Origin of the sequence: Mesorhizobium sp. M0751 (assembly GCF_040320265.1) — a bacterium.
Taxonomy (GTDB): Bacteria; Pseudomonadota; Alphaproteobacteria; order Rhizobiales; family Rhizobiaceae; genus Mesorhizobium.
In genome coordinates this window covers 38,385-64,048 of sequence record NZ_JAMYPH010000013.1, presented here as the reverse complement: position 1 = coordinate 64,048, position 25,664 = coordinate 38,385, and the positions used below count along the sequence as shown (strand labels likewise).

Genomic DNA, 25,664 nt, shown 5'->3' with positions numbered 1-25,664 from the left:
ACTGCCGGGCCTTGACCCCGGCGTGGATGGAGAACGCTGATGCCTGCTGTGCAGGAGACGATCGATCGAGTCCGAAAGATCGATGTCGACCAGTATAAATACGGATTCCAGACCGAAATCGCGATGGACAAGGCCCCCAAGGGCCTGAGTGAAGACATTATCCGCTTCATTTCGGCGAAGAAGGACGAGCCGTCCTGGATGCTGGAATGGCGCCTGGAAGCCTATCGCCGCTGGCTGACGCTGGACGAGCCGAAATGGGCGCGCGTCCACTATCCCAAGATCGATTTCCAGGATCTCTATTATTACGCGGCACCCAAGAGCACGCCCGGGCCGACCTCGCTCAGCGAGGTCGATCCCGAACTGCTGAAGGTCTATGAGAAGCTCGGCATTCCGCTCAGGGAACAGGAAATCCTCGCCGGCGTGCAGAAGACCGATGCGTCGGAGCTCGAGGAAGCCAGCGACAACGTTTACAAGTCGGGCCGCGTCGCCGTCGACGCGGTGTTCGATTCGGTCTCCGTCGTCACCACCTTCAAGAAGGAGCTGGCGCAGGCCGGCGTCATCTTCTGCTCGATCTCGGAAGCGATCCGCGAGCATCCGGAGCTGGTGAAGAAATATCTCGGTTCTGTCGTGCCGACCTCCGACAATTTCTACGCGACGCTGAATTCGGCCGTGTTCACCGACGGCTCCTTCGTCTTCGTGCCCAAGGGCGTGCGCTGCCCGATGGAACTGTCGACCTATTTCCGCATGAACGAGAAGAACACCGGCCAGTTCGAGCGCACGCTGATCATCGCCGAGGAGGGGGCTTACGTCTCCTATCTCGAAGGCTGCACGGCCCCGCAACGCGACGAGAACCAGCTTCATGCCGCGGTGGTCGAGCTGATCGCGCTCGACGATGCCGAGATCAAATATTCGACGGTGCAGAACTGGTATCCCGGCGACGCCGAAGGCAAGGGCGGCATCTATAATTTCGTCACCAAGCGCGGCGACTGCCGCGGCCATCGTTCGAAGATTTCGTGGACGCAGGTCGAGACCGGCTCCGCCATCACCTGGAAATATCCGAGCTGCATCCTGCGCGGCGACGATTCCAGCGGCGAGTTCTATTCGATCGCCGTCTCGAACGGCTACCAGCAGGTCGATAGCGGCACCAAGATGATCCATCTCGGCAAGAACACGTCGAGCCGCATCATCTCCAAGGGCATTGCCGCCGGCTTCTCGCAGAACACCTATCGCGGCCAGGTATCGGCGCACCGCAAGGCGACCAACGCCCGCAACTTCACCAATTGCGATTCCCTGCTGATCGGCGACCAATGCGGCGCACACACCGTGCCCTACATGGAAGCCAAGAATTCGACGGCGCAGTTCGAGCACGAAGCCACCACCTCGAAGATTTCCGAGGACCAGAAGTTCTACGTCATGCAGCGCGGCATCCCCGAGGAAGAGGCGATTGCGCTGATCGTCAACGGCTTCGTCAAGGACGTCATCCAGCAACTGCCGATGGAGTTCGCGGTCGAAGCGCAGAAGCTGATCGGAATTAGCCTAGAGGGAAGCGTGGGCTGATGACGACGAAAAGTAGCCGAAAGGTAATGGCTGTTGGACTCGTTTGCTGGCTGGCTACTGCCATATTGGCCGTGTGTCTTATCTGGCAAAATCAAGATGGTCTGACTGTCGATGATGTAGGGCCGATTCATCAGTTCTCGATTAGGACGAATTGAAGGGTCGAATGGCCGACGGGCAGATCGACTGCCTCGTGATGTAGTGGAAAGAAGAAAAATGCTTGAAATCAGAAACCTCCATGCCCGTATCGTCGATGACGGCACCGAGATCATTCGCGGCCTGAACCTGACGGTCAGGGCCGGCGAGGTTGCCGCCATCATGGGGCCGAACGGCTCGGGTAAATCGACGCTGTCCTACATCCTCGCCGGCCGCGAGGACTATGAGGTCACAGAGGGCGACATCCTCTACAACGGTGAGAGCATCCTCGAAATGGATCCGGCCGAGCGCGCTACCGCCGGCATCTTTCTCGCCTTCCAGTATCCGATGGAGATACCGGGGGTGGCGACCATGGAATTCCTGAAAGTGGCGATGAACGAGCAGCGCAAGGCGCGCGGCCAGGAACCGCTAAAAATCCCGGAATTCCTCAAGCGCGTGAAGGAAGCGGCGGCCTCGCTCAACATGGACATGGCGATGCTGAAGCGGCCGCTCAATGTCGGCTTTTCCGGCGGCGAGAAGAAGCGCGCCGAGATCCTGCAGATGAAGCTGCTCGAGCCGAGGCTCTGTGTCCTTGACGAGACCGATTCCGGCCTCGACATCGACGCGCTGAAGATAGTCGCGGACGGCGTCAACACGCTGCGCTCGCCGGACCGGGCCATCGTCGTCATCACTCACTACCAGCGCCTGCTCCAATACATCGTGCCGGATACGGTGCACGTGCTCTACAGGGGCCAGGTGATCAAGTCGGGCGACAAGTCGCTGGCGCTCGACCTCGAGGCCAATGGCTATGCCGGCGTGATCGGGCAAGCCGCGTGAGATGCCAGCAGGCCCGGAAGGCAAGCCAAACAAGGCGATACTGATGAATATGCACACGATACCCCAGCGAACATTGGCCGAAACGGCGCTGATCGACGCCTTTGGCGAGCGGCTGTCGCTGCTGCCCGGCGATGGCGCGGTGATGCTGAAGCGCGACGACGCCATCGAGGCGATCAAGAGCGGCCTGCCGACGCGGCGCATCGAATCCTGGCACTATACGGACCTACGCCGGCTGCTGACTTCGGTGCCGGAATTCGATCCGGCAGCGGTCGCGAAAGCCGTTGCGCCGATCGTCGATGGCTCCAGTGTTTTGCCGGTGCTGAACGGCGTTTCGAGCGCGAAACTGCCCGATATCGAAGGCGTCGCCGTGCAGCGCCTGTCGGAGAAGCTGACCGACGGCAGCGCAGCACCTGGGTTGGATTCCTATGGCAGCGACGACGCCATAGGTGCGCTGAACACTGCCTTTGTTGCCGACGGCTATTTCGTCGACATCGCTGACGGTACCCAACTGGAAAAGCCGCTCGAACTGCAGAATTTGCAGGCCGGTGGCCAGACGCATGTACGCCTGGCCATCCGTGTCGGTGCCGGCGCCAAAGCTGTTATCGTCGAGCGCCAGGCGGGCGAGGGGGTGGCACTGGTCAGTTCGGTCAGCCAGCTCCTGCTTAGCGAGGGCGCCGATGTGACATGGCTGGTCGTGCAGGAGCAGCCGGATACGGCAACGCATCTCGCCCAGTTCAAGGCGCATCTCGGCAAGAATTCGAAACTGACGCTGTTCGTCATGAATGCCGGCGGTAAGCTCGTCCGCCAGGAGGTCGTTGTGAAGACGACCGGCGAGGGCGCCGAATTCACGCTGCGTGGTATCAATCTGCTCGCCGGCGACACCCATACCGACGTCACCATGGTGCTCGACCATGCCGTGCCGCACACCGCCTCGACCGAAGTCATCCGCAACGTGGTGACCGGCAGAGCGCGCGGCGTCTTCCAGGGCCGCATCAACGTCCACCAATATGCGCAGAAGACCAACGCCAAGATGGCCTGCAACACGCTTCTGCTGTCGGACGACGGCGAGTTCTCGACCAAGCCAGAGCTGGAAATCTTTGCCGACGACGTCGTCTGCGGCCATGGCGCGACCGTCACCGAGATCGACCACAGCCATCTGTTCTACCTGATGGCGCGCGGCATCGACGAGAAGACCGCACGCGGCTTGCTGGTCAAGGCCTTCGTCGCCGAAGTGATCGAGGAACTGGACGACGAGGCCATCGTCGAGGCGCTTGAAGCACGGCTCGACAACTGGTTCGTGGCGCACGGGTAGAGCGCTTCTTCCTTCTCCCCTTGTGGGAGAAGGTGGATCGGCGCGCAGCGCCGAGACGGATGAGGGGTGCTGGACGGAATGAGGCGGTGCCTCGAGAGAGCTTGTGATGGACCAGAAAGTCGAAAACATCCCCTATGACGTCGAGGCGATCCGCCGCGACTTCCCGATCCTGTCGCGGCAAGTCTACGGCAAACCGCTGGTCTATCTCGACAATGGCGCCTCGGCGCAGAAGCCGCAGGCGGTGCTCGACGCCATCCAGCACACCTATTCCCAGGAATATGCCAACGTCCATCGCGGCCTGCATTTCCTGTCGAATGCGGCGACCGACGCCTATGAGAACGCGCGCAAGATAGTACAGAGATTTCTCAACGCACCGAGTACCGACAACATCGTCTTCACCTCGAACACCACGGCGGCGATCAACACGGTCGCCTACGGCTTCGGCATGCCCAATATCGGCGAAGGCGACGAGATCGTGCTTTCGATCATGGAGCACCATTCCAACATCGTGCCGTGGCATTTCATCCGCGAGCGGCAGGGCGCCAAGCTGGTCTGGGTGCCGGTCGATGATCTCGGCGTTTTCCACATCGAGGAATTCGAAAAGCGGCTGACAGACCGGACGAAGCTGGTTGCCATCACGCATATGTCGAATGCTTTGGGCACGGTGACGCCGATCAAGGAGATCGTGCGCATCGCGCATGCCCGCGGCATTCCGGTGCTGGTCGACGGCAGCCAGAGCGCCGTGCACATGCCGATCGACGTGCAGGACCTCGACTGCGATTTCTTCGTCTTCACCGGCCACAAGGTCTACGGCCCGTCGGGCATCGGCGTGCTCTACGGCAAGAAGGATATTCTGGAGCGGATGCGCCCGTTCATGGGCGGCGGCGAGATGATCGAGGAGGTGACGCAAGACATCGTCACCTACAACGACCCGCCGCACCGTTTCGAGGCCGGCACGCCGCCGATCGTCCAGGCGATCGGGCTTGGTGCGGCGCTGGAATACATGGAAAGGATCGGCCGCGAGCGCATCGCCGCGCACGAGGCCGATCTGAAGGATTATGCGCATCAAAAACTGCGCGCCATCAATTCACTGCGCATCTTCGGCGACGCGCCGGGCAAGGGCGCCATCATCTCGTTCGAACTGCAGGGCATCCACGCCCATGACGTGTCGATGGTCATCGACAGGCAGGGCGTGGCGGTCCGCGCCGGCACGCATTGCGCCCAGCCGCTGTTGAAACGCTTCGGCGTAACATCCACATGCAGGGCATCGTTCGGCATGTACAATACCAGGGCCGAAGTCGATGCTTTGGCCGATGCGCTGGAAAAGGCGCGAAAGTTCTTCGGGTGACGATCATGGATGATGCCAGCCACACCGCCGAGACCGCTTCGGAAACGACGACCAATGCGGCGGTTTCCGGATCGACGATTCCCGCCGACGAACTGGCCCGGCTGACCGACGACATCGTCTCGGCGCTGAAGACGGTCTATGACCCCGAAATCCCGGCCGACATCTACGAACTCGGCCTCGTCTACAAGATCGACATCGAGGACGACCGCTCGGTCAAGATCGACATGACGCTGACCGCGCCGGGCTGCCCGGTGGCCGGCGAAATGCCGGGCTGGGTCGAAAACGCCGTCGGCGCCGTCGAAGGCGTCTCCGGCGTCGAGGTCAACATGACCTTCGATCCCCCCTGGTCGCCCGACCGCATGTCGGAAGAGGCGCAGGTGGCGGTTGGGTGGTATTGAGCCTCGGGGCAAAATTTGATGGCTGATGATGCCTTGCCGACCGAACTGCCCGATGGTGACATTCCGCCTTCGGCGAGAGTCGTAGAGCTTTGGGGCGATCCAGTTCTGGAAGCACTCGACGAGCCTGCCGAATACCATAAAGTTATTTCAAAAATACCCGTGCCAATAAAGAATGTACTCTGCGTAGAACTATTGCATTGGCAGGTTCTAAACGGCGGCTTTTGGCAATATTTTTATAATTCTTATGGAATAACCGCCAGCGGCGCTATTCAGGGTTTTGTTGCAATAGGCTTGGAGCGACATGCAGACTTGACTCGCCAAGCTTGTGCATTGTTTGGAGAGTATTTCCCCGAAGACAGGTCGGTAAGGATGGATTTGGTAGGTAAAAGCGTCGGCGACGGCATAACTTTTGAAGCCTTGGATGATGCTTTTTATACGTTGGAGGAAAATGACCAGGATTCCGCCGTTGTCGCGCTGGTCGCATACGCAACAGCCGCGTTGAAGGGGCAGTGGCAATAAACCCCTTGCAGTAAGACGCAGTTGTAACCATTTTGAGGTATGAGACGTTCCGCAGGCCTTGAACCTGCGCGAAAGTGGAGAAAGAAAACATGGGGCGCTTTGCCGTCATCACCATGACCGAAAAGGCCGCCGACCGGGTGCGCGAGATCGTCGCGACCCGTGAGAATGCGCACGGCATTCGCCTTGGCATCAAGAAGGGCGGCTGCGCCGGCATGGAATATACGGTCGACCTGGTGACCGAACCCAACACTAAGGACGATCACATCGAGCGCGATGGCGCCCACGTTTATGTCGCGCCGGAAGCCGCGCTTTTCCTGTTCGGCACCGAGATGGATTTCGAGCAGACGACGCTGCGCACCGGCTTCACCTTCAAGAACCCGAACCAGAGCTCGGCCTGCGGCTGCGGCGAATCGGTCGAGCTGAAGCCGGCTGATCTGAAGGCGCTGGCCGAAGCACGCGCTTCGGCCTGATCTTCCCTTCTCCCCGTTTACGGCAGGGCCATCGCATATGGCGCTCCCCCACTCCGTCGCGCTTCGCGCGCCACCTCTCCCCCACATTCGTGAGGGAGAGGAAGGGCGCCAAGCATTGCGGCGAGCGCTTCCTCTCCCCCGTCGAGCGGGGGAGAGGTGGTTCGCGAAGCGAACCGGAGTGGGGGTCGAACTTCATATGCGATTCCCCTGCCGTAAACGGGGAGAAGAACGCTAATCCACCCACATCCCCGTTCGCTTGTGCCAGTCTGCGATTGACTCCTCCGGGTAGACATCGAAAACCTTGTCGCGCTTGCCGATATCCGGCTCGACCCAGTTCGCCTTGTATTTCAGCATCAGATGCACCTTCTCCGGCGGCTTCGGCAGGTGGGTGTCGATCGCCGAGGCAAACGGATGCACCAACTCCGGCCAGGTCGGATCGTAGAGCCAGAGCGCCGTCCCGCATTTCGTGCAGAAATTCCGCTCGCCCGTCGAGGTCTCGCGTTGCGGGTGCTCGTCGTCCTCGATCTCGGCGCGGTAGACGCCGAGATGGCGCTTGCCCTGGATTTTCAGCGTCTCGTAATCGGCGCCGAGATTGATGGCAAAACCGCCGCCGCCCTGCTGCTTGCGGCAGATCGAGCAATAGCACAGCATGAACGGCACCGGCGTGTGGCTTTCCACCTCGAAACGCACGGCATTGCACCGGCAGGACCCTTTGAGCAGAAGCGGCATGAGAAACTCCGACGAAATTGATTCTGAACTTGTCAGGATGGTGCCGGTTGCGTCGATGACAAGGGGAAATCCAGGTGACATGATCGCGCCATGGACAACGAGCGCATAGAAGAGCTTTTCGAAGGCCTCGGCCCGGTCAGCATCCGTAAGCTGTTCGGCGGCAAGGGCATCTATTTCGACGGCGTCATCGTCGCCATCGTCATCCGTGGCGAATTGATGCTGAAGGCCGACGCGGAAAGCGCCCCGGATTTCGAAGCGGCCGGGTGCCGGCAATGGACCTACACCGGCTCGCGCCACGGCAAGCTCGTGTCGATGCCCTATTGGAGCGTTCCCGACAGCGCTTTCGACGATCCAGACGAGATGGCGATCTGGGCGCGCCGCGCCTACGAGGCAGGACTGCGCGCCGGCAAATAGGCTGCGTCATGCTTCGGCAATTCCGGGCCGCATTTCACACCAGGTCCCGCGCCTCGGGCACGAGCGCCAGCGCCTCGGCAAAGCTGGCGCTGGTGAAGGCGGCGCGCTCGACGGCGAGCGCCGCGGCGGCAATGCCTTCGCGCAGTGCCGCGCGCAGCGTCAGGCCGCGCAGCAGGGCAGCGATCGTGGCGCCTGCCAATGCGTCGCCGGCGCCGGCAACGTCGGTCCGTTTTTGTAGCGGCGGTGGCGAGATCGAGAACGCGCCGGTTTGGTCGAAACCGAGCAATGGACCGTCGCCGTCGGTGACCACGCCGCTTTTCAGGCCGGCGCGTCTCAGGCCGTCGATGACGCCTTGATCGTCAGCATTGATGTCAACGCCGGCGAGCACGCCGGCCTCGTGCCGGTTCATGAACGCCACGGCCAGACGGTCGAGCACCGGCGTCAGCCGCGCCGCTTTGCTGGGCGAGACCGCAAGCGCAAACACCGGCTTGCCGGCGGCGAGTGCCGCCAGCCGCTCCAGCGCGGAAGACGGCAGGTTTGCATCGCACAGCACCGCGTCCGCCGAACCGATCGCTTCCCGCACCTTGGCGCGGCGGATCTGCTTGGGAAGCGCCAGTTCGTAGAGCACCATGTCGGCAAGGCCGGCGATCAGCCCGCCGTCGCTATCGACCAGCATCGTATGGCTTGGCGTCGTGCGGTCGAGGAACACCGCCGACAGGTCGGCAATGCCGGCCTCGGTGATGGCGCGTAAAACCGTGTCGCCAAGGGCATCGCCGCCGCGCACCGAAAGCAACGAGGCCGAGACGCCGCGCCGCACCGCCCAGCGCAAGGCATTGAAGACGGCACCGCCGACATGCTCGCGCATCGTGCCGGGGTTGGAAGCGGCCGGCACGAAGGCGCCGGCAACCCGGCCGCGCCGCTCGATATAGGCGCCGCCCACGGCCAGGATCGTCGGGGATTTCATCATGCCGGCAAAATGCCCTTTGCTGTTGCCCGGGAGGAGACTAGGTCGCCGGGCGGAACCCCGCAATCGCGGCTCCGATTCGGTTGGTGACGGCAACGGCGCCGCATGCGAGGCGGGATACATCCGGAAGCAAAATTGCGAAACAAAAATAGAACAAATATGGATATGCGTTATTTTTCAAACCCTTGGCGCTCATTGACAAATGAGAACAAATGAGGTACATTCTTTTTAGGGATTGCGGGATTGTCCGGCCTCCATTGACGACTACGGGGTGATGTATCATGGCTCAGAATTCTTTGCGGCTTGTAGAGGACAAAGCGGTGGACAAATCAAAGGCTCTGGATGCGGCGCTGTCGCAAATCGAGCGTGCCTTCGGCAAGGGCTCGATCATGCGGCTCGGCGCGAACGAGCAGGTCGTCGAGATCGAAACGGTGCCGACCGGCTCGCTTGGGCTGGACATCGCGCTTGGCGTCGGCGGCCTGCCGCGCGGCCGCATCGTCGAGATCTACGGACCGGAAAGCTCGGGCAAGACGACGCTGGCGCTGCACACGGTGGCCGAAGCCCAGAAGAAGGGCGGCATCTGCGCCTTTGTCGATGCCGAGCACGCGCTCGACCCGGTCTATGCCCGCAAGCTCGGCGTCGATCTCGAAAATCTGTTGATCTCGCAGCCCGATACTGGCGAACAGGCGCTGGAGATCTGCGACACGCTGGTGCGCTCCGGCGCCATCGACGTGCTGGTGGTCGATTCGGTGGCGGCGTTGACGCCGCGCGCCGAAATCGAAGGCGAGATGGGCGATTCGCTGCCCGGCCTGCAGGCCCGCCTGATGAGCCAGGCACTGCGCAAGCTCACCGCCTCGATCTCGCGCTCCAACACCATGGTCATCTTCATCAACCAGATCCGCATGAAGATCGGCGTCATGTTCGGTTCGCCCGAGACGACGACCGGCGGCAATGCGTTGAAATTCTATGCCTCGGTCCGCCTCGACATCCGCCGCATCGGCTCGGTCAAGGATCGCGACGAGGTCGTCGGCAACCAGACCCGCGTCAAGGTCGTCAAGAACAAGCTGGCGCCGCCCTTCAAGGTGGTTGAGTTCGACATCATGTATGGCGAGGGCGTCTCCAAGACCGGCGAGCTGGTCGATCTCGGCGTCAAGGCGGGCGTGGTCGAAAAGTCGGGCGCCTGGTTCTCCTATAATTCGCAGCGTCTCGGCCAGGGCCGCGAAAACGCAAAACTGTTCCTGCGCGACAATCCCGACACGGCGCGCGAGATCGAATTGGCGCTGCGGCAGAATGCCGGGCTGATCGCCGAGAAATTCCTTGAAAACGGCGGCTCCGAAAGCAGCGACGACGGCTTCGAGGACGATGCCGGGGTGATGTAGGACCGGGCGACGCCTCGCGGAACCTCAGCCAGGTTTCGATTTGATGTTTTGATTTTGCGTAATCGATGCGTTTCGAACCGCCGGCCCCGTGCCGGCGGTTGGCGTTTGACGGCGAGGCAGACGCATTTCAAAGCGCTGGTGAAAGCCAGGATTTGAGCCATTTGGTGTTTCTGGACAGGCTGCGGTGCGACCGCTAAAAGGCCATGTCTATTTTCCGCCGGAAGCCGGCGGTTCTCTCGAAAAGGCAGTATTTCATGAGTGGCGTCAACGAGATCCGGTCGGCATTTCTCGACTATTTTCGCAAGGAAGGTCACGAGGTCGTCGCCTCGAGCCCGCTGGTGCCGCGCAACGACCCGACGCTGATGTTCACCAATGCCGGCATGGTGCAGTTCAAGAACGTTTTCACCGGTCTGGAGAAGCGGCCCTATTCGCGCGCCACGACTGCCCAGAAGAGTGTTCGCGCCGGCGGCAAGCACAACGACCTCGACAATGTCGGCTACACTGCGCGCCACCTGACCTTCTTCGAGATGCTCGGCAATTTCTCCTTCGGCGATTATTTCAAGGAGCGCGCCATAGAGCTTGCCTGGAACCTGATCACCAGGGAGTTCGGCCTGAAGAAGGACAAGCTGCTGGTCACCGTCTACCACACCGACGACGAGGCGGCCTCCTACTGGAAGAGGATCGCCGGCCTTTCGGACGATCGCATCATCCGCATCGCGACTTCTGACAATTTCTGGGCAATGGGCGACACTGGACCTTGTGGGCCGTGTTCGGAGATATTCATCGACCGTGGCGAGCACATCTGGGGCGGCCCTCCCGGCAGCCCTGAGGAGGATGGCGACCGTTTCCTCGAATTCTGGAACCTGGTGTTCATGCAGTATGAACAGGTGACGAAGGACGAGCGCATCGACCTGCCGCGCCCGTCGATCGACACCGGCATGGGCCTGGAGCGCATGGCCTCCATCCTGCAAGGAGTGGAAAGCGTCTTTGAAACCGACCTGTTCCGCCACCTGATCGACGCCGCGTCGTCGGCGCTTGGCAAGGGTCCGGATGCGGACACCGTCGGATCGTTTCGCGTCATCGCCGATCATTTGCGCTCGTCCTGCTTCCTGGTGGCCGACGGCGTGCTGCCGTCCAACGAAGGGCGCGGCTATGTGCTTCGTCGCATCATGCGCCGTGCCATGCGCCATGCACAGTTGCTCGGCGCCCGCGATCCGCTGATGTGGCGCCTGGTGCCGGCGCTGGTGCGCGAGATGGGCCAAGCCTACCCGGAACTGGTTCGCGGCGAACAGATGATCACCGAGACGCTGAAGCTTGAGGAAACCCGTTTCCGCAAGACGCTGGTGCGCGGCTTGGGCTTGCTTTCGGAGGCGACGGAAAAGCTGGCCTCCGGCGACATGCTGGATGGCGAGACAGCGTTCAAGCTCTACGACACCTATGGCTTTCCGCTCGATCTGACGCAGGATGCGCTGCGCCAGCGCAACATCTCGGTCAACCTTGCCGGCTTCACCGAGGCAATGGAGCGGCAGAAGGCGGAGGCGCGCAAAAGCTGGGCTGGTTCCGGTGAGGCCGCAACCGAGACGGTATGGTTCGCGGTGCGTGAGGAGAACGGCGCCACCGAATTCCTGGGTTACGAGACCGAGCAGGCGGAAGGCCTCATCCAGGCGCTAGTCAAGGACGGCAAGACCGTCGATAGTGCCGGCAAGGGCGACGCCGTTGCCGTGGTTGTCAACCAGACGCCGTTCTATGGCGAGTCCGGTGGCCAGATGGGCGATACCGGCGTCATTTCGGGCGACGGATTCTCGATCGAGATATCCGATACGCAGAAGAAGGCCGATGGGCTTTTCGTCCATCTCGGCAAGGTGGCCAACGGCACGGTCAAGACGGGCGCGACCGTCGAGCTGAAGGTGGACCACGCGCGCCGCTCCAGGCTGCGCGCTAACCATTCCGCCACGCATCTGATCCATGAGGCGCTGCGCGAGGTGCTGGGTACCCATGTGGCGCAAAAGGGCTCGCTGGTCGCGCCCGAGCGCCTGCGCTTCGACATCTCCCACAACAAGCCGATCTCGCCTGACGAGCTCGAAGAGGTCGAGCGCATGGCAAACGAGATCGTCGTTCAGAACGGCCCTGTAACCACACGTCTGATGTCTGTCGACGACGCCATCGCCGAAGGCGCCATGGCGCTGTTTGGGGAGAAATATGGCGATGAAGTGCGCGTCGTTTCGATGGGCACGGGCTTGCATGGCGCCAGGGCCAACCGGCCCTATTCGGTCGAGCTATGCGGCGGCACGCATGTTAGGGCGACCGGCGATATCGGTCTGGTGCGCATTGTGTCCGACAGCGCGGTCGCTGCCGGCGTGCGCCGCATCGAGGCGTTGACCGGCGAAGCCGCCAGAAAGCATCTCGACGATCAGGACAAGCGGCTGAAGGCAGCCGCCGCCGCGCTGAAGATTTCGCCGGCCGATGTGCCGGCCCGCGTCGAGGCGCTGCTCGACGAGCGCAAGAAGCTCGAAAAGGAGCTGACCGAGGCGCGCAAGAAGCTGGCGCTCGGCGATCGCTCGCCAGCTGGTGTGCCTGCGGAAAACGAAACCATTGCCGGTGTCGGTTTTCTCGGCAAGGCGGTATCCGGCGTCTCGCCAAAGGATCTGAAGCCGCTGGCCGATGCCGGCAAGAAGTCGCTCGGCTCCGGCATCGTCGTCTTTGTTGGCGCCGGCGAGGACAACAAGGCGAGCGTCGTCGTCGCCGTCACCGATGATCTGACCGGCCGCTTCAGCGCCATCGATCTGGTGCGCGTCGCGTCTGCGGCATTGGGCGGGCAGGGCGGCGGCGGGCGACCCGATATGGCTCAGGCCGGCGGCCCGGACGCCTCGAAGGCCGAAGACGCGATCGCTGCGGTGAAAGCGGCTCTCGAAGCGGCGTGAATCTGCACCGGGGGCGGCACGGCCGAAGTGGCGCGCCGCCCAGCGGATATCTTTGAGGGCCGATATGCCGACGCTGACGATGTATCAGGTCGATGCCTTTGCCGAACGGGCCTTCCAGGGCAACCCTGCCGCCGTTCTCCTTCTGGAGGAATGGCTGTCGGAGCAGGTAATGCAGGCCATCGCCAACGAAAACAATCTTGCTGAGACGGCGTTCGTGCGGCCGAATGGCAGAGGTTGGGATTTGCGCTGGTTCACGCCGGTCCATGAAGTCGACTTCTGCGGCCATGCCACGCTTGCGGCCGCCCATGTGCTGGCTACGGAATACAATGGTCAGGGCGAAATGGCCTTCGCCACCCGGGTGGGCGAGCTGCGGGTTTCCCGGCGGGATGAGACCTATCAGCTCGATCTGCCGTGTTTTCCGCCGCAGCCCATCGAGGAAGAGCTGAACTCGGCGTTGCAAGCGATATTGCCTCAGCGGCCGGTTGCGAGCTTCCGCAATTTCGAGAACCTGTTTGTCGAGCTTGCCGACGAGACAACCGTGCGATCTTTCGTTCCCGATCTGCTCAGGATCGGAACCTTTCATCCTCTCGGCCTGGTTATTACCGCGGCTGGGCGAGCCCACGATTTCGTCTCGCGTTATTTCGTGCCCGGGCGGGCATTCCCGAGGATCCGGTAACCGGCTCCATTCATGCGACGCTGGTGCCGTACTGGGCTGAAAAGCTCGGCAAGACGCGTCTGTCGGCATTCCAATGCTCGCAGCGCGGCGGGCATTTGCAATGCGAACTGGCCGGAGATCGCGTGCTGATCACAGGCCGTGCGAAGACCTTCATGAAGGCGGAAATTTACCTTCCCGATTGAGCGGCTTGGCTCCGGTTCCTCGCCCCACAAAGTGGGGGAGAGGTGGCCGCGCAGCGGCCCGCGAGGGGGGCGCCGCAATCAAAAATAGCTTTTGGGATGCGCCGCATTGCCCACACCTGGGGGGGGGGGGGGCGCGGCTCCCCCCCCCCCCGGGGGGGGGGGGGGGGGCCCCCCCCCCCCCGGGAGAGGGGGCCTCCGCAATCAAAAGTCGCTTTAGGAATGCGCCGATTTCCCCTCTCCGTCTCGGCTTCGCCGAGCCACCTCTCCCCGCAAGCGGGGCGAGGAACCCAAGTCGTGCGAAGTTGCCGCGCCTCGCGGCGGTTTCACCCAGCCTTTTCGGTTTTCGCAAAACTCGCGCGTTGAGTGATGCGCGCATACCAATCCCGAATCTCGGCAAACTCCGCCAGCAGGGCTTGCCCCTCGGCGACCTTGACGAAATAGCCGATGATTGGCGCGGCGTGCAGGTCGGCCAGCGTCAGGTCCGTCCCCAACAGCCAAGGCCCTTCGGCTTTCAGCGAAGACAGCGCCTGCAATGCCGTTCTCGCCTGCCGCAATCCGTTGGCGATCACGGCTTCGTCGGGCGGCGTTTTTTCCAGCCGCTCGACCGCCACATCCCAGACCATGGCCCTGTAGGCGTAGGCATCGAGCAGCCCAGTGATCTGGTTCATGCGCGCCCGAGGCCGGGCTTCGACCGGTTGCAGCGCCGGGCCGTCAAAGGCTTCGTCGACGTAACGGGCGATCGCGCCGGTCTCGTAAAGGCGAAAGCCGTCATGCTCGAAGGCCGGGATGCGGCCGAACGGCTGGTGCTCGAAGTACCAGCCGGGAATGCCGTCCGCGGTAAAGATGTCGACGGGAACGAGTTCGTAGCCGACGCCCTTTTCCTCCAACACCAGCCGGACGATGCGCACATAGACGCTGTAATCCGCACCGTAGACGACGGGCTTGCCCATGTGGGTTGGGCTCAGGCCATCGCTTTCTGCAAATTCTCATCGATCTTGTCGAGGAAGCCGGTGGTCGAAAGCCATGGCTGGTCGGGGCCGATCAGCAGCGACAGGTCCTTGGTCATGAAGCCGGACTCGACCGTCTGGATGCAGACCTTTTCAAGGGTCTCGGCAAAGCGCATCAGTTCGGCATTGTCGTCGAGCTTGGCGCGATGCGCGAGGCCGCGCGTCCAGGCGAAGATCGAGGCGATCGAATTGGTCGAGGTCTCTTCGCCCTTCTGGTGCTGGCGATAGTGGCGGGTGACGGTGCCATGCGCGGCTTCCGCCTCGACGGTCTTGCCGTCCGGCGTCATCAGCACCGAGGTCATCAGGCCGAGCGAGCCGAAGCCTTGCGCCACTGTGTCGGACTGCACGTCGCCGTCATAATTCTTGCAGGCCCAGACATAGCCGCCCGACCATTTCAGGCTGGAGGCCACCATGTCGTCGATCAGCCGGTGCTCGTACCAGAGCTTCTTCGCCTTGAATTCGGCTTCGAACTCCGCCTCGTAGACCTCCTGGAAGATGTCCTTGAAGCGGCCGTCATAGGCCTTGAGGATGGTGTTCTTGGTCGAGAGGTAGACGGGGTAATTACGCAGCAGGCCATAGTTCAGAGAGGCGCGGGCGAATTCGCGGATCGATTCGTCGAGATTGTACATGGCCATGGCGACGCCGGCGCCGGGTGCGTCGAACACGTCGTGCTCGATCACCTGGCCGTCCTCGCCGACGAACTTGATCGTCAGCTTGCCCTTGCCGGGAAAGCGGAAGTCGGTGGCGCGGTACTGGTCGCCGAAGGCGTGGCGGCCGACGATGATCGGCTTGGTCCAGCCGGGCACCAGCCGCGGCACGTTCTTCATGATGATCGGCTCGCGGAAGATGGTGCCGCCGAGGATGTTGCGGATGGTGCCGTTCGGCGACTTCCACATTTTCTTCAGCTTGAATTCCTCGACGCGCTGCTCGTCGGGCGTGATCGTCGCGCATTTCACGCCGACGCCGTATTTCTTGATGGCGTTGGCCGAATCGATGGTCACCTGGTCGTTGGTGGCGTCGCGGTGCTCGATGCCGAGGTCGTAATATTCGAGCTTGAGGTCGAGATAAGGGTGGATCAGCTTGTCCTTGATGAACTGCCAGATGATGCGGGTCATCTCGTCGCCGTCGAGTTCGACGACCGGGTTCGCCACCTTGATCTTCGCCATGAAAGAATGCCTCGCTTTTGGGGAACGGAACGGCCTTGCCCGCACGGCTGCCGGCCCTGGGATGCGGCCCGTATATCAAAGGCTTTTTGGCCGCGCAAACGGCGAACCGCGCCGCAGTGACGGCATTCTCTGCGAAAGCTTCATTTTCGCCGCCAAATGTGGCAGGGGACTGCGAAATGCCGCAAACAGCCGCTCATTGACAACCATGACCGCCACCCAGGATCCCGACACCCCTCTTGCCTCCGGAACGCCTGCGTCCGGACCGGCGATCATCCTGGTCGAGCCGCAGCTCGGCGAGAATATCGGCATGGTTGCGCGCGCCATGGCCAATTTCGGCCTTGCCGAGCTGCGGCTCGTCAATCCGCGCGACGGCTGGCCGAGCGAGAAGGCGCGTGCCGCCGCAAGCCGCGCCGACCACGTCATCGATGCCGTCAAGGTGTTCGATGACCTCGCCTCGGCAGTCGGCGATTTGAACTTCGTCTTCGCCACCACGGCGCGCGCGCGCGACAATTTCAAGCCGGTGCGCGGTCCGGTCGAGGCGGGCAGGGCGCTGCGGGCGCGGCAGCGGGCCGGCCAGCGCACCGGCATCCTGTTCGGCCGCGAGCGCTTCGGCCTCTATAATGACGAGGTCGGCCTCGCCGACGAGATCGTCACCTTCCCCGTCGATCCAGCCTTCTCCTCGCTCAACATCGCCCAGGCGGCCCTGCTGATGTCCTATGAATGGATGAAGTCCGGCCTGGAAGACGAGACCAGGACCAACTTCTCCGGCCCCGAAATGCCGCCGGCTGCCAAGGAAGAATTGCATGGCCTGTTTGCGTATCTGGAAGGTGCACTCGAGGCGCGCGGCTATTTCCGCCCGGCAGCGAAGAAGCCGAAGATGGTCGACAATTTGCGCGCCGTGCTGACCCGCCCCGGTTTTGCCGAGCCGGAGCTCAAGGTGCTGCGCGGTATCATATCATCGCTGGACAGGTTCTCGCCGGCCATGCCGCGCGGCGACGGATCGCCCGGCGACGATCCAAGGCGGCTCCCGGCGGCCGCAGCACGCGCTGCGAGGGCGAAAGACAAAGACTAGCCTCGGAACTTCCCATACCTCACCAGTAACCGAATTTTATTTGGTTTGATCCATGGTTTTCAAAACGATGGATTCTGGGATGTTTAGCTCAAATATCGGTCGTCTTCGCTTTTTCTTCTATTCCGTGGCTCTGCTGGTTGCGGAAATCGTGACCTTTGTGCTGTGCGTCTTGTGGACCATCGGCATCGAGGGCTTGGCCAATTCGCAACCTGGTCCTTCCAGGGAAGGACTGGCCGCGGCCGTTCTCGTCGCCTCGCTGGTGATCGTTCTATTCCGCGCGAATTTCGCCTGGCGTCGAAGCCGCGACGCGCAAGGGTCGGGTTGGATCCTTTGGTCCTATATCGTGTTCTCGACCCTGTTCGCGATCCTGCAGGCCGGCACTGTTCTTGTCGTAAAATTCGACGGCGAAGATTCGCATTCCGGTCTTAACCTGCTGGGATTAGCTCTTGTCGGGCTGTGGGCCGTCATCTTGGCGGCCAGGCCAGCGGGCGGTGGCTCTTCCGATATGGCGTCATCCCTGAGTTTCGACGATTTCGACCGGCCCGGGCCGCTGCGCGGCACCGCGGCGCTCCATTCAGCGTCGGCCGCCGGCGTGACGGCTCTGGCTCCAGCCTACGCCATGCGGGCCGCACCGATGCCGTCGAGCCACCCTGCATCTCAACCTGCATCTCCGGCGAACGGCCGGCCGCGGGCCGGTGGCTTCGGCAAGCGCGGCCTTGTGTGACCGGCTCGCCGCATCAAGGCCACGATGGCTCCACATAGAAGCGTCCGGGATAATGCATCATCGGCCGAAGCAAAATGCATGGGCCGGCCTTCTCTCGTGATCTCGTTTGTGATTCCCCAGCCTTCAGTGATTCCCAGCCCTTAGTGACTCAATGACAATGACCGATCCATCGAGCGCCCGTCCGATCCTGATGTTCGATTCCGGCATTGGCGGCCTCACCGTGCTGCGTGAAGCGCGCGTCCTAATGCCTGACCGCCGCTTCATCTATGTCGCCGACGACGCGGCGTTCCCCTTCGGCGCCTGGGAGGAACCGGCGCTGAGAACACATATCCTGGAGTTGTTCGCCAGGCTGCTCGACCGGTTTTCGCCGGCCATTTCGGTCATCGCATGCAACACCGCCTCGACACTGGTCATCGATGCCTTGCGCGAGAGGTTTCCCGGCCACCCTTTCGTCGGCACCGTGCCGGCCATCAAGCCGGCGGCGGAACGCACGCGCTCAGGCCTGGTTTCGGTGCTGGCGACGCCCGGCACCGTCAAGCGCCAGTACACGCGCGACCTGATCAGCAAATGGGCGCAGAAATGCCACGTCCGCCTGGTCGGCAGCGACAGGCTGGCGGGATTGGCCGAAGCCTATATGCGCGACGGTTTTGTTGACGAGGAGGCCGTGCGCGCCGAGATCGCGCCGTGCTTCGTCGAGCATGACGGGTTGCGCACCGACATCGTCGTGCTTGCCTGCACCCATTATCCTTTTTTGGCCAACCGCATGCGCAAGACAGCACCTTGGCCGGTCGACTGGCTGGACCCGGCCGAGGCGATCGCCCGCCGCGCGCTCTCGCTGCTTGCCGATACCGAGGCCGGTTATCGCAGAGAGGCACTGCCGGAGGGCGCCGACCTTGCGTTCTTCACCTCGAACAGCGCCGATTTTCCGACGCGCCGGCTGATGCAGGGATTTGGCCTGGCGATATCCTGACCGCAGGCAATTGTCTCTTTGGGAACATCGCACCAGACAATGCGTTTTCCTCTCATTGGAAACGGGAGAAACCATCATGCCAGCCACCTCAAAAGCCCAGCAGAAAGCGGCCGGCGCGGCATTGTCAGCCAAGCGCGGCGAGACCAAGAAGGGCGCGCTCAAAGGCGCGTCGAAGGGAATGTATAAATCCATGAGCGAAAAACAGCTCGAGGAATTCGCCGAGACCAAGCGCAAGGGCCTGCCGGAAAAGAAGTCGAAACACTGATTGACTGACCATTCTGGCCACGGATGCCGGTCAACAAAAGGCCCGCGGCTGAGCCGCGGGCCCTGAAGTCTCAACGGGCGAGGGCGAAAATTACCAGTTCCAGCCCCAACCGCAGCGCCGCAGTTTGTAGCGGATGACCTTGCGATGACCGTGGCGCCATACCACCTTCTTCTTGACCACGATGCGGCAGACCTGGTGATGCCTGTGGCCGTGCCAATGCCGGGCCTGCGCCGGTTCGGGCGCGACCGCCATCGTGCCGGCCATCACCGCGGCACCTACCAACGTAAGGAAGAACTTCTTCATGCGAATTCCAGCTCCTCTGATTTCAGTCCCTTCCTGATGCCGCTGGCGCAACCTCCCGCCACATCCGGCACGTTCTACAACCATGACACTACCCAGTTCGGCGATTCGCGCCAGCCAGAAGCTTGACAGCGGTTAAATCTCCGTTTAACCAGCCCACCAACACCGGGCCGCAATGCCCGGTGGTTTTCTTTATGTGTGCAAGACGTTTGGGAAGCCGGTTTTACTTTCCCTATGTCTTGTTTGAAATGACGTGTCCCGTGGGTTTTCCGTCGCGTTGCGTGGAAAACCCTGTCAGGTCTCGAAAACGGAGGCCAGAGGAGGGCGCGTTTCCTTCACTCGGACCATGAGGTTCCGGGTGTGTTGTTTTGAAAGGGAATGCGATGAGCAAGCGCGAATCCGCGAAGTACAAGATCGACCGCCGTCTTGGCGAAAACATCTGGGGCCGCCCGAAGTCCCCGGTCAACAAGCGTGAATACGGCCCCGGCCAGCACGGCCAGCGCCGCAAGGGCAAGCTTTCCGATTTCGGCCTGCAGCTGCGCGCCAAGCAGAAGCTGAAGGGCCACTATGGCGACGTTTCGGAGAAGCAGTTCCGCAAGGTCTATGAAGAGGCGGACCGCCGCAAGGGCGACACCTCGGAGAACCTGATCGGCCTGCTCGAATCGCGCCTCGACGCCGTCGTCTATCGCGCCAAGTTCGTGCCGACAATCTTTGCGGCGCGCCAGTTCGTCAATCACGGCCACGTCAACGTCAACGGCAAGCGCGTCAACATCGGCTCGTACCGCTGCAAGCCGGGCGACGTCATCGAAGTGCGCGAGAAGTCGAAGCAGCTGGTCATCGTGCTGGAATCGGTGGGCCTGGCCGAGCGCGATGTGCCCGATTACATCGAGGCCGATCACAACAAGATGACCGCGGCCTTCACGCGCATCCCCGGCCTGGCGGACGTTCCGTTTGCCGTGCAGATGGAACCGAACCTGGTCGTCGAATTCTATTCGCGCTGATCGGCGCGTTCGTCGCGATACAAGGACAGGCCGCCCGTCGAGGCGGCCTTTTCTTTTTCCTTCCTTTTTCGCGACGTGATTCGGAAATCGATTTCGATTTTCGGTCCGATGCGCTACTGCGGGCGGCAACAGGACTTTAGGGCCGACGCGCCGTGAACATGCAGCCAGACGCCGAAACGCTTGAGCCGGTCGCCGACGCCGAAGGCGGCTTTCATCCGCTGTTTGCCGATGTGCCGTCCTCCGTCGAGTTCAACAAGCTGCGCAAACGGCTGTTGCGGCTTGCCCGCCAGGCGATCGACGATTTCTCCATGGTGAGGCCTGGCGACCGTTGGCTAGTCGCTCTGTCGGGCGGCAAGGATTCCTACGGCCTGCTTGCCGTGCTGCTCGATCTCAAATGGCGCGGGCTGCTGCCGGTCGAGCTGTTGGCCTGCAATCTCGACCAGGGCCAGCCGAACTTTCCCAAGCACATATTGCCCGACTATCTCGACAGCCATGCCATTCCGCATCGCATCGAATATCAGGACACCTATTCGGTGGTCACCGACAAGCTGGCAGAGGGCAGCACCTATTGCTCGCTGTGCTCGCGGCTGCGGCGCGGTCATCTCTATCGGATTGCCCGCGAGGAGGGCTGCTCGGCGCTGGTGCTCGGCCATCACCGCGAGGACATACTGGAAACCTTCTTCATGAACCTGTTCCATGGCGGGCGCCTGGCCGCCATGCCGCCGAAGCTGCTCAACGACGAGGGCGATGTCATGGTGCTGCGGCCGCTCGCCTATTGCGCGGAAGCCGATCTCGAGAAATTTGCCGGCGCCATGAAATTCCCGATCATTCCGTGCGATCTGTGCGGTAGCCAGGAAGGCCTGCAGCGCAACGCCATGAAGGCGATGCTCGACGACATCGAGAAGCGCATGCCCGGCCGCAAGGACACGATGATCCGCGCCATGGCCAATGTGCGCACGTCGCATCTGCTCGACAGGAAACTGTTCGATTTCGCCGCCCTCAACGAAACCCTCACCACCAGGCGTTCCGATGACATTTGACGATAGCGCGATCGACTGGCTTGCCGACCTTCTGTCGGAAGCCGCCGTCGCCGAGATCATGCCGCGCTTTCGCCGGTTGAGCGAGGGCGACGCCCGTCGCAAGACTTCGGCCGCCGATCTCGTCACCGAGGCCGACGTCAATGCCGAACGGCTCATCACCGCCAGGCTGCGCCAGCGTTATCCCCACGCAATGATCGTCGGCGAGGAGGCCTGCTCCGACGACCCGACGCTGCTCGACGGTCTCGGCGATGCCGAACTCGCCTTCGTCATCGACCCGGTCGACGGCACTTTCAACTTCGCCTCCGGCGTGCCGCTATTCGGCGTCATGCTTGGCGTCGTGATCAAGGGCGAGACGGTCGCCGGCATCATTCACGATCCCGTCGGCAAGGACTGGCTGATCGGCGTTAGTGGCGCCGGCAGCCATATCCGCCATGCCCATGGCAATCTGGAAAAGGTTCATGTCGCCAAACCGGCGCCGATGTCGGAAATGACCGGTGCGGTCTCATGGCACTATGTGCCCGAGCCGGACCGCTCACGTCTGGCGCGCAACCAGACCAAGTCGCTATCGCAGTTCAATTATCGCTGCGCCGCTCACGAATACCGCCTGCTGGCCAGCGGCCACGGCCATTTCGTCGTCTACAACAAGCTGATGCCCTGGGATCACTTGGCCGGCGTGCTGATCCATGCGGAGGCCGGCGGCCATGCCGCGCGCTTCGACGGCAGCGCCTATCTGCCGTCGCATGTCGGAGGTGGCCTGCTGGTCGCGCCGGACCGGGAAAGCTGGCGGGAGCTGCGCCGCGAGCTCTGGGCGGAATAACTCTTCGCTGCCAAACTTGTCCAATCTTGTGCGAAACCGGAGACCTCGAATGAAACCTCGGTCCGCAATTATTGCAACGGCCTTTGCCCTTGCCTTGGTTGCCGGTGTCAATGAAGCAAGATCTGGGGAACGCGCATGTCGCAGCCCCGACTCCGTCGACACCATAGACCAGATGTTCTCCGCGATCTTCGCCTGTTGGGAGCCGCCGCCCGGAACCGCGGGCATGACCCTGACGCTGCAGTTCTCAATTCGCCGAAACGGCACGCTTATTGGCAAACCGCGCGCCACTTACTCCCATCTAGGGGACGATGGCCCGCTCAACCGGGCCTTCGTGGCTTCCGTCCTCGAGGCGCTCGACAAGGCTCTTCCGCTGCCCGTTTCGGACAGCATGGGCGGAGCAATCGCAGGACGTACGCTGTTCCCTCGCTTCACCGCGGTCAGTGAGGGTGCATCCTAGGCGCGCCCGGCAATGTGCATTAAACCGGCGGGTTATGCGGCTGGAACAGTCTGCCACGCTCGGCCAGGAGGATCATCAGCAGCGCCGCCACCGACACGCTGCAGAAGCCGGCGGCCAGCGGCGTCACCGTGCCGTTGAAGGCTTGGCCGATCAGCGTGCCGAGAATGCCGCCAAGAAATGTCTGCATGAACCCGAGGATCGATGACGCAGTGCCGGCCAGGTGCCCCAGCGGCTCCATGGCGAGCGCGTTGAAGTTCGCGCCGAGCGCGCCGAACGGGACCATGGCGCAGGCAAAGAAGGCAATGAAGAGCCAGAGCGGCATCTTCATTTCGATGGAAACGACCAGCCAGGCAAGGCTGATTGCCAGAAACAGCAGCAGCGCACTTTGCGACAGGCGGCGCATGCCGATACGGCCGACGAGGCGCGCGTTGAGGTAGTTCGAAAAAGCAAGCACGCCGGCAACCCCCGCGAAGATGACCGGGAACATCTCGCCGACATTGAACACGCTGACATAGATCTGTTGGGCCGAGGCGATGAAGCCAAACATGGCGCCGAAGATGAAGGTGCTGGCGAAGACGTAGCAGAGCGCGATGCGGTTGGTGAGAACGATGCGGAAGCCGTCGATGATGGAGGACAGCGTCAGCGGCCGGCGATATTCGGGATGTAGTGTCTCGGGCAGGCGCAGCAGCGACCAGGCGGACACGATCAGCGCGCCGGCCGCCATGGTGACGAAGATCACATGCCAGGTCGCAAACAGCATGATGAACTGGCCGATACCGGGCGCCACCACCGGGATGGCCATGAACACCATGAAGATCAAGGACATGACTTCGGCCATACGCCTTCCGTCGAACGTATCGCGCACGATCGAGACGGCAATGACGCGCGTCGCCGCTGCGCCGATGCCTTGCACGGCCCGGCATAGCAGAAGCGTGGCGAATGACGGGGCGATTGCCGCAGCGCCGGCCGCCACGACGTAGATCACCAGCCCTGCGACAAGCGGCGCGCGGCGCCCGAAACGGTCGGAGATCGGCCCGAAGAACAGCTGTCCGCCGCCAAAGCCAAGGATGTAGGCGGTGACCACATATTGCCGGTGGTTTTCATTTTCGACGCCAAGCGAGGCGCCGATCTGCTGCAGCGCCGGCAAAATAATGTCGATGGCCAGCGAATTGAGCGCCATCAGCGCCGCGCACAGCGCAATGAATTCCCAGCGCGGAATGGGCAAGGTGCTTGCCTTTTGCTGCGCTTTTGCTTGCAGATCCACGGCCAGTCCGATCCTCAAACGAAAATGCGCCGGCTGGCCGACGCATCCATTCGTTGATTGCCCCGATATCGGGCAGAACTTTTTGCCAAGGTGGGGGCTGCCCCGGCGCTTGGTGCGTGACCCCCGAAAATCGCAGTCGGAAGGTCATACGCAGAAACAGAAGTCAGGCGGCGCCTTTGACGCTGACACCCTTTTCGACGAGGAAGCTCTGCAATTCGCCTGCCTGGAACATCTCGCGGATGATGTCGCAGCCGCCGACGAACTCGCCCTTGACGTAGAGCTGCGGGATGGTCGGCCAGTTGGAGTAGTCCTTGATGCCTTGCCGCAGTTCGGCCGACGTCAGCACGTCGACGCCTTTATAGTCAGCGCCGATATAGTCGAGGATCTGCACGACCTGGCCGGAAAATCCGCATTGCGGGAAGCCGGGCGTGCCCTTCATGAAGAGAACGACGTCGTTGCCCTTCACTTCATTGTCGATGTAGTCGTTGATGCCGCTCATGGAAAACCCTTTCATGCCTGTGGGAGTCAGGCTCGAACATTACCCTTCAAATAAACCCATGGGTTGCGCGAAACAAGATGTTTGCCGCCTTGCCATGCAAATGGCGCAAAGGAACGTCCGACCTTGGGCCAAGCCGTTGGCCACCATCTTCGCCGAGGCGCGATGAAAAGACGATATCCCGCCGGGTTCCTCCTCGCCGTTCTGGTCGCCGCATTGATCTTGATCTGGTGGGCCAAGTCGCCGAGAGAGCCACCGCTGGTCGTCGGCGGTGAATTGCCGGCGCCGTGCCGCGATGCGAGCTTCGAGGCGGTCGCCTATGTCGTCTGCGAGATCGATCTGCGCCGCTATGACGTCGGTGTGTTCCACACAGGCCTCGACGGCAAGGCTTTCGGTTCACTGGACAAATTCGACAAGGCGATGGCGGATCAGGGCCGGACGGTGCTGCTCGCCATGAACGCCGGCATGTATCACCAAGACCTGACCCCAGTCGGCCTTCTCGTCGAAGACGGCCAGGAGAAGGCGCCGATCAACGTCGCCGACAGCGAAGGCAATTTCTTCCTGAAACCGAACGGCGTGTTCCTGGTCCGCAAGGACGGCAAGGCGGCGGTCATGGAGACAAGCGCCTATGCTGCCGCCAGGCCGGACGTGATGTTTGCCACGCAATCCGGCCCGATGCTGGTGATCGACGGCCGGCTTCATCCTCGCTTCGAGCAGAACGGCACATCGCGCTATATCCGCAACGGCGTAGGCGTGCGTGACGAAAACACCGTCGTGCTGGCGATCTCGCGCTCTGAAGTCAGCCTCGGCAGCTGCGCACGGCTATTTCGCGATGGGCTCGACTGCGCCAACGCGCTTTTCTTCGACGGCGTCGTTTCGGCGCTGTCGAACGGCGAGCGGATGATTGTTGGTGGAAACTATACGGCCGGGCCGATCATTGCCGTGACCGGGAAGACGCTTGCGAGGCGATAACTGGAAGGGAATTCAGTCCGGCACGCTGGTCTGCAGGGCAAGGGCGTGCAGCACGCCGCCCATGTTGCCCTTCAGCGCGTCATAGACCATCTGGTGCTGCTGGACGCGGCTTTTGCCGCGAAAGCTTTCGGCCACAACCTCGGCCGCATAATGGTCGCCATCGCCGGCCAGGTCGCGAATCGTCACCTTGGCGTCCGGAATGCCTTCCTTGATCAGCCGTTCGATGTCGTGGGCGTCCATTGCCATGCGAGGATTCCTTGTTCAGGTCGTGATCT

The 25,664-nt window shown here is 62.1% G+C and carries 27 protein-coding genes and 1 pseudogene; 20 read left to right on the top strand and 8 right to left on the bottom strand.

Annotated elements, in window-relative coordinates; all coding sequences use genetic code 11:
• The first annotated feature begins 39 nt into the window (after positions 1-39).
• The 7 genes from sufB (at position 40) to sufA (ending at position 6,573) form a co-directional block, all read left to right on the top strand.
• Positions 40-1,557, top strand: a complete 1,518-nt coding sequence (gene sufB / locus NKI19_RS20225; protein ID WP_352492478.1) for a Fe-S cluster assembly protein SufB — start codon at positions 40-42, stop codon at positions 1,555-1,557.
• Positions 1,558-1,770: 213 nt separating this feature from the next.
• Entirely contained in the window at positions 1,771-2,526 is a 756-nt protein-coding gene (gene sufC, locus NKI19_RS20220) for a Fe-S cluster assembly ATPase SufC (protein ID WP_352492477.1), read from the top strand.
• A gap of 43 nt (positions 2,527-2,569) precedes the next feature.
• Entirely contained in the window at positions 2,570-3,838 is a 1,269-nt protein-coding gene (gene sufD, locus NKI19_RS20215) for a Fe-S cluster assembly protein SufD (RefSeq protein ID WP_352492476.1), read from the top strand.
• Between the two features lie 106 nt (positions 3,839-3,944).
• On the top strand, positions 3,945-5,186 hold the full coding sequence (locus NKI19_RS20210; RefSeq protein ID WP_352492475.1) for a cysteine desulfurase: 1,242 nt from the start codon (positions 3,945-3,947) through the stop codon (positions 5,184-5,186).
• 5 nt (positions 5,187-5,191) lie between these two features.
• Positions 5,192-5,584, top strand: a complete 393-nt coding sequence (locus NKI19_RS20205; protein WP_292663164.1) for an SUF system Fe-S cluster assembly protein — start codon at positions 5,192-5,194, stop codon at positions 5,582-5,584.
• Positions 5,585-5,602: 18 nt separating this feature from the next.
• Positions 5,603-6,103: a DMP19 family protein gene (locus tag NKI19_RS20200; protein WP_352566129.1), complete on the top strand. Its 501-nt coding sequence runs from the start codon at positions 5,603-5,605 to the stop codon at positions 6,101-6,103.
• An 89-nt stretch (positions 6,104-6,192) separates the two neighbouring features.
• A complete protein-coding gene (gene sufA / locus NKI19_RS20195; RefSeq protein ID WP_352492473.1) occupies positions 6,193-6,573 on the top strand; it encodes a Fe-S cluster assembly scaffold SufA in 381 nt (126 codons plus the stop codon).
• A 231-nt stretch (positions 6,574-6,804) separates the two neighbouring features.
• Here sufA and NKI19_RS20190 read toward each other — a convergent pair whose 3' ends face one another.
• Positions 6,805-7,302 (bottom strand): GFA family protein, encoded by a 498-nt coding sequence (locus tag NKI19_RS20190; protein WP_352492472.1) that lies wholly within the window; start codon positions 7,300-7,302, stop codon positions 6,805-6,807.
• A gap of 90 nt (positions 7,303-7,392) precedes the next feature.
• Here NKI19_RS20190 and NKI19_RS20185 point away from each other — a divergent pair, with 90 nt between their 5' ends.
• Positions 7,393-7,716, top strand: a complete 324-nt coding sequence (locus NKI19_RS20185; protein ID WP_352492471.1) for a TfoX/Sxy family protein — start codon at positions 7,393-7,395, stop codon at positions 7,714-7,716.
• Positions 7,717-7,750: 34 nt separating this feature from the next.
• On the opposite strand, the gene NKI19_RS20180 is transcribed toward NKI19_RS20185, so the two are convergent.
• Positions 7,751-8,683 carry a PfkB family carbohydrate kinase gene (locus tag NKI19_RS20180; protein WP_352492470.1) on the bottom strand — a complete coding sequence of 311 codons (933 nt, stop codon included), beginning with the start codon at positions 8,681-8,683 and terminating at the stop codon, positions 7,751-7,753.
• A 278-nt stretch (positions 8,684-8,961) separates the two neighbouring features.
• Between NKI19_RS20180 and recA the strand changes: the two genes are divergently transcribed.
• From recA to NKI19_RS20165, 3 genes and pseudogenes are all read left to right on the top strand, one after another.
• A complete protein-coding gene (gene recA, locus NKI19_RS20175; RefSeq protein ID WP_023674696.1) occupies positions 8,962-10,059 on the top strand; it encodes a recombinase RecA in 1,098 nt (365 codons plus the stop codon).
• Positions 10,060-10,313: 254 nt separating this feature from the next.
• A complete protein-coding gene (gene alaS, locus NKI19_RS20170; RefSeq protein WP_352492469.1) occupies positions 10,314-12,980 on the top strand; it encodes an alanine--tRNA ligase in 2,667 nt (888 codons plus the stop codon).
• 64 nt (positions 12,981-13,044) lie between these two features.
• A pseudogene (locus tag NKI19_RS20165) lies at positions 13,045-13,838 on the top strand (PhzF family phenazine biosynthesis protein).
• Positions 13,839-14,161: 323 nt separating this feature from the next.
• Here NKI19_RS20165 and NKI19_RS20160 read toward each other — a convergent pair.
• Positions 14,162-14,788 carry a glutathione S-transferase family protein gene (locus NKI19_RS20160; protein ID WP_352492468.1) on the bottom strand — a complete coding sequence of 209 codons (627 nt, stop codon included), beginning with the start codon at positions 14,786-14,788 and terminating at the stop codon, positions 14,162-14,164.
• Between the two features lie 11 nt (positions 14,789-14,799).
• A complete protein-coding gene (locus NKI19_RS20155) occupies positions 14,800-16,011 on the bottom strand; it encodes an NADP-dependent isocitrate dehydrogenase (RefSeq protein WP_352492467.1) in 1,212 nt (403 codons plus the stop codon).
• Positions 16,012-16,216: 205 nt separating this feature from the next.
• Here NKI19_RS20155 and NKI19_RS20150 point away from each other — a divergent pair, with 205 nt between their 5' ends.
• The 4 genes from NKI19_RS20150 to NKI19_RS20135 all read left to right on the top strand — a co-directional run bounded on the left by NKI19_RS20150 (position 16,217) and on the right by NKI19_RS20135 (position 19,042).
• Positions 16,217-17,083 carry an RNA methyltransferase gene (locus NKI19_RS20150; RefSeq protein ID WP_352492466.1) on the top strand — a complete coding sequence of 289 codons (867 nt, stop codon included), beginning with the start codon at positions 16,217-16,219 and terminating at the stop codon, positions 17,081-17,083.
• A gap of 52 nt (positions 17,084-17,135) precedes the next feature.
• Entirely contained in the window at positions 17,136-17,807 is a 672-nt protein-coding gene (locus tag NKI19_RS20145) for a DUF805 domain-containing protein (protein WP_352566979.1), read from the top strand.
• 157 nt (positions 17,808-17,964) lie between these two features.
• Positions 17,965-18,777, top strand: coding sequence for a glutamate racemase (gene murI / locus NKI19_RS20140; RefSeq protein WP_292659837.1), 813 nt, complete (start codon positions 17,965-17,967; stop codon positions 18,775-18,777).
• A gap of 76 nt (positions 18,778-18,853) precedes the next feature.
• Complete coding sequence (locus tag NKI19_RS20135) at positions 18,854-19,042, top strand: DUF3008 family protein (protein WP_023674705.1); 189 nt, start codon at positions 18,854-18,856, stop codon at positions 19,040-19,042.
• 90 nt (positions 19,043-19,132) lie between these two features.
• On the opposite strand, the gene NKI19_RS20130 is transcribed toward NKI19_RS20135, so the two are convergent.
• Positions 19,133-19,345, bottom strand: coding sequence for a hypothetical protein (locus NKI19_RS20130; protein ID WP_352492464.1), 213 nt, complete (start codon positions 19,343-19,345; stop codon positions 19,133-19,135).
• Between the two features lie 380 nt (positions 19,346-19,725).
• Between NKI19_RS20130 and rpsD the strand changes: the two genes are divergently transcribed.
• From rpsD to NKI19_RS20110, 4 genes are all read left to right on the top strand, one after another.
• On the top strand, positions 19,726-20,343 hold the full coding sequence (gene rpsD, locus NKI19_RS20125) for a 30S ribosomal protein S4 (RefSeq protein WP_023717376.1): 618 nt from the start codon (positions 19,726-19,728) through the stop codon (positions 20,341-20,343).
• Positions 20,344-20,495: 152 nt separating this feature from the next.
• A complete protein-coding gene (gene ttcA, locus NKI19_RS20120) occupies positions 20,496-21,383 on the top strand; it encodes a tRNA 2-thiocytidine(32) synthetase TtcA (RefSeq protein WP_352492463.1) in 888 nt (295 codons plus the stop codon).
• Positions 21,373-22,200, top strand: coding sequence for an inositol monophosphatase family protein (locus tag NKI19_RS20115; RefSeq protein ID WP_352566981.1), 828 nt, complete (start codon positions 21,373-21,375; stop codon positions 22,198-22,200). The genes ttcA and NKI19_RS20115 overlap by 11 nt, the downstream gene beginning before the upstream one ends.
• A gap of 49 nt (positions 22,201-22,249) precedes the next feature.
• Complete coding sequence (locus tag NKI19_RS20110) at positions 22,250-22,657, top strand: UCP034077 family protein (RefSeq protein WP_352566983.1); 408 nt, start codon at positions 22,250-22,252, stop codon at positions 22,655-22,657.
• Between the two features lie 19 nt (positions 22,658-22,676).
• Here the strand turns inward: NKI19_RS20110 and NKI19_RS20105 are convergent, their stop codons facing one another.
• A complete protein-coding gene (locus NKI19_RS20105) occupies positions 22,677-23,876 on the bottom strand; it encodes a multidrug effflux MFS transporter (protein ID WP_352566992.1) in 1,200 nt (399 codons plus the stop codon).
• 208 nt (positions 23,877-24,084) lie between these two features.
• A complete protein-coding gene (grxD, locus tag NKI19_RS20100) occupies positions 24,085-24,420 on the bottom strand; it encodes a Grx4 family monothiol glutaredoxin (RefSeq protein WP_352492460.1) in 336 nt (111 codons plus the stop codon).
• 162 nt (positions 24,421-24,582) lie between these two features.
• On the opposite strand from grxD, the gene NKI19_RS20095 reads away from it, so the two are divergent.
• Positions 24,583-25,389: a phosphodiester glycosidase family protein gene (locus NKI19_RS20095; RefSeq protein WP_352492459.1), complete on the top strand. Its 807-nt coding sequence runs from the start codon at positions 24,583-24,585 to the stop codon at positions 25,387-25,389.
• A gap of 12 nt (positions 25,390-25,401) precedes the next feature.
• On the opposite strand, the gene NKI19_RS20090 is transcribed toward NKI19_RS20095, so the two are convergent.
• A complete protein-coding gene (locus NKI19_RS20090; RefSeq protein ID WP_023674714.1) occupies positions 25,402-25,635 on the bottom strand; it encodes a BolA/IbaG family iron-sulfur metabolism protein in 234 nt (77 codons plus the stop codon).
• Positions 25,636-25,664 lie beyond the last annotated feature (29 nt).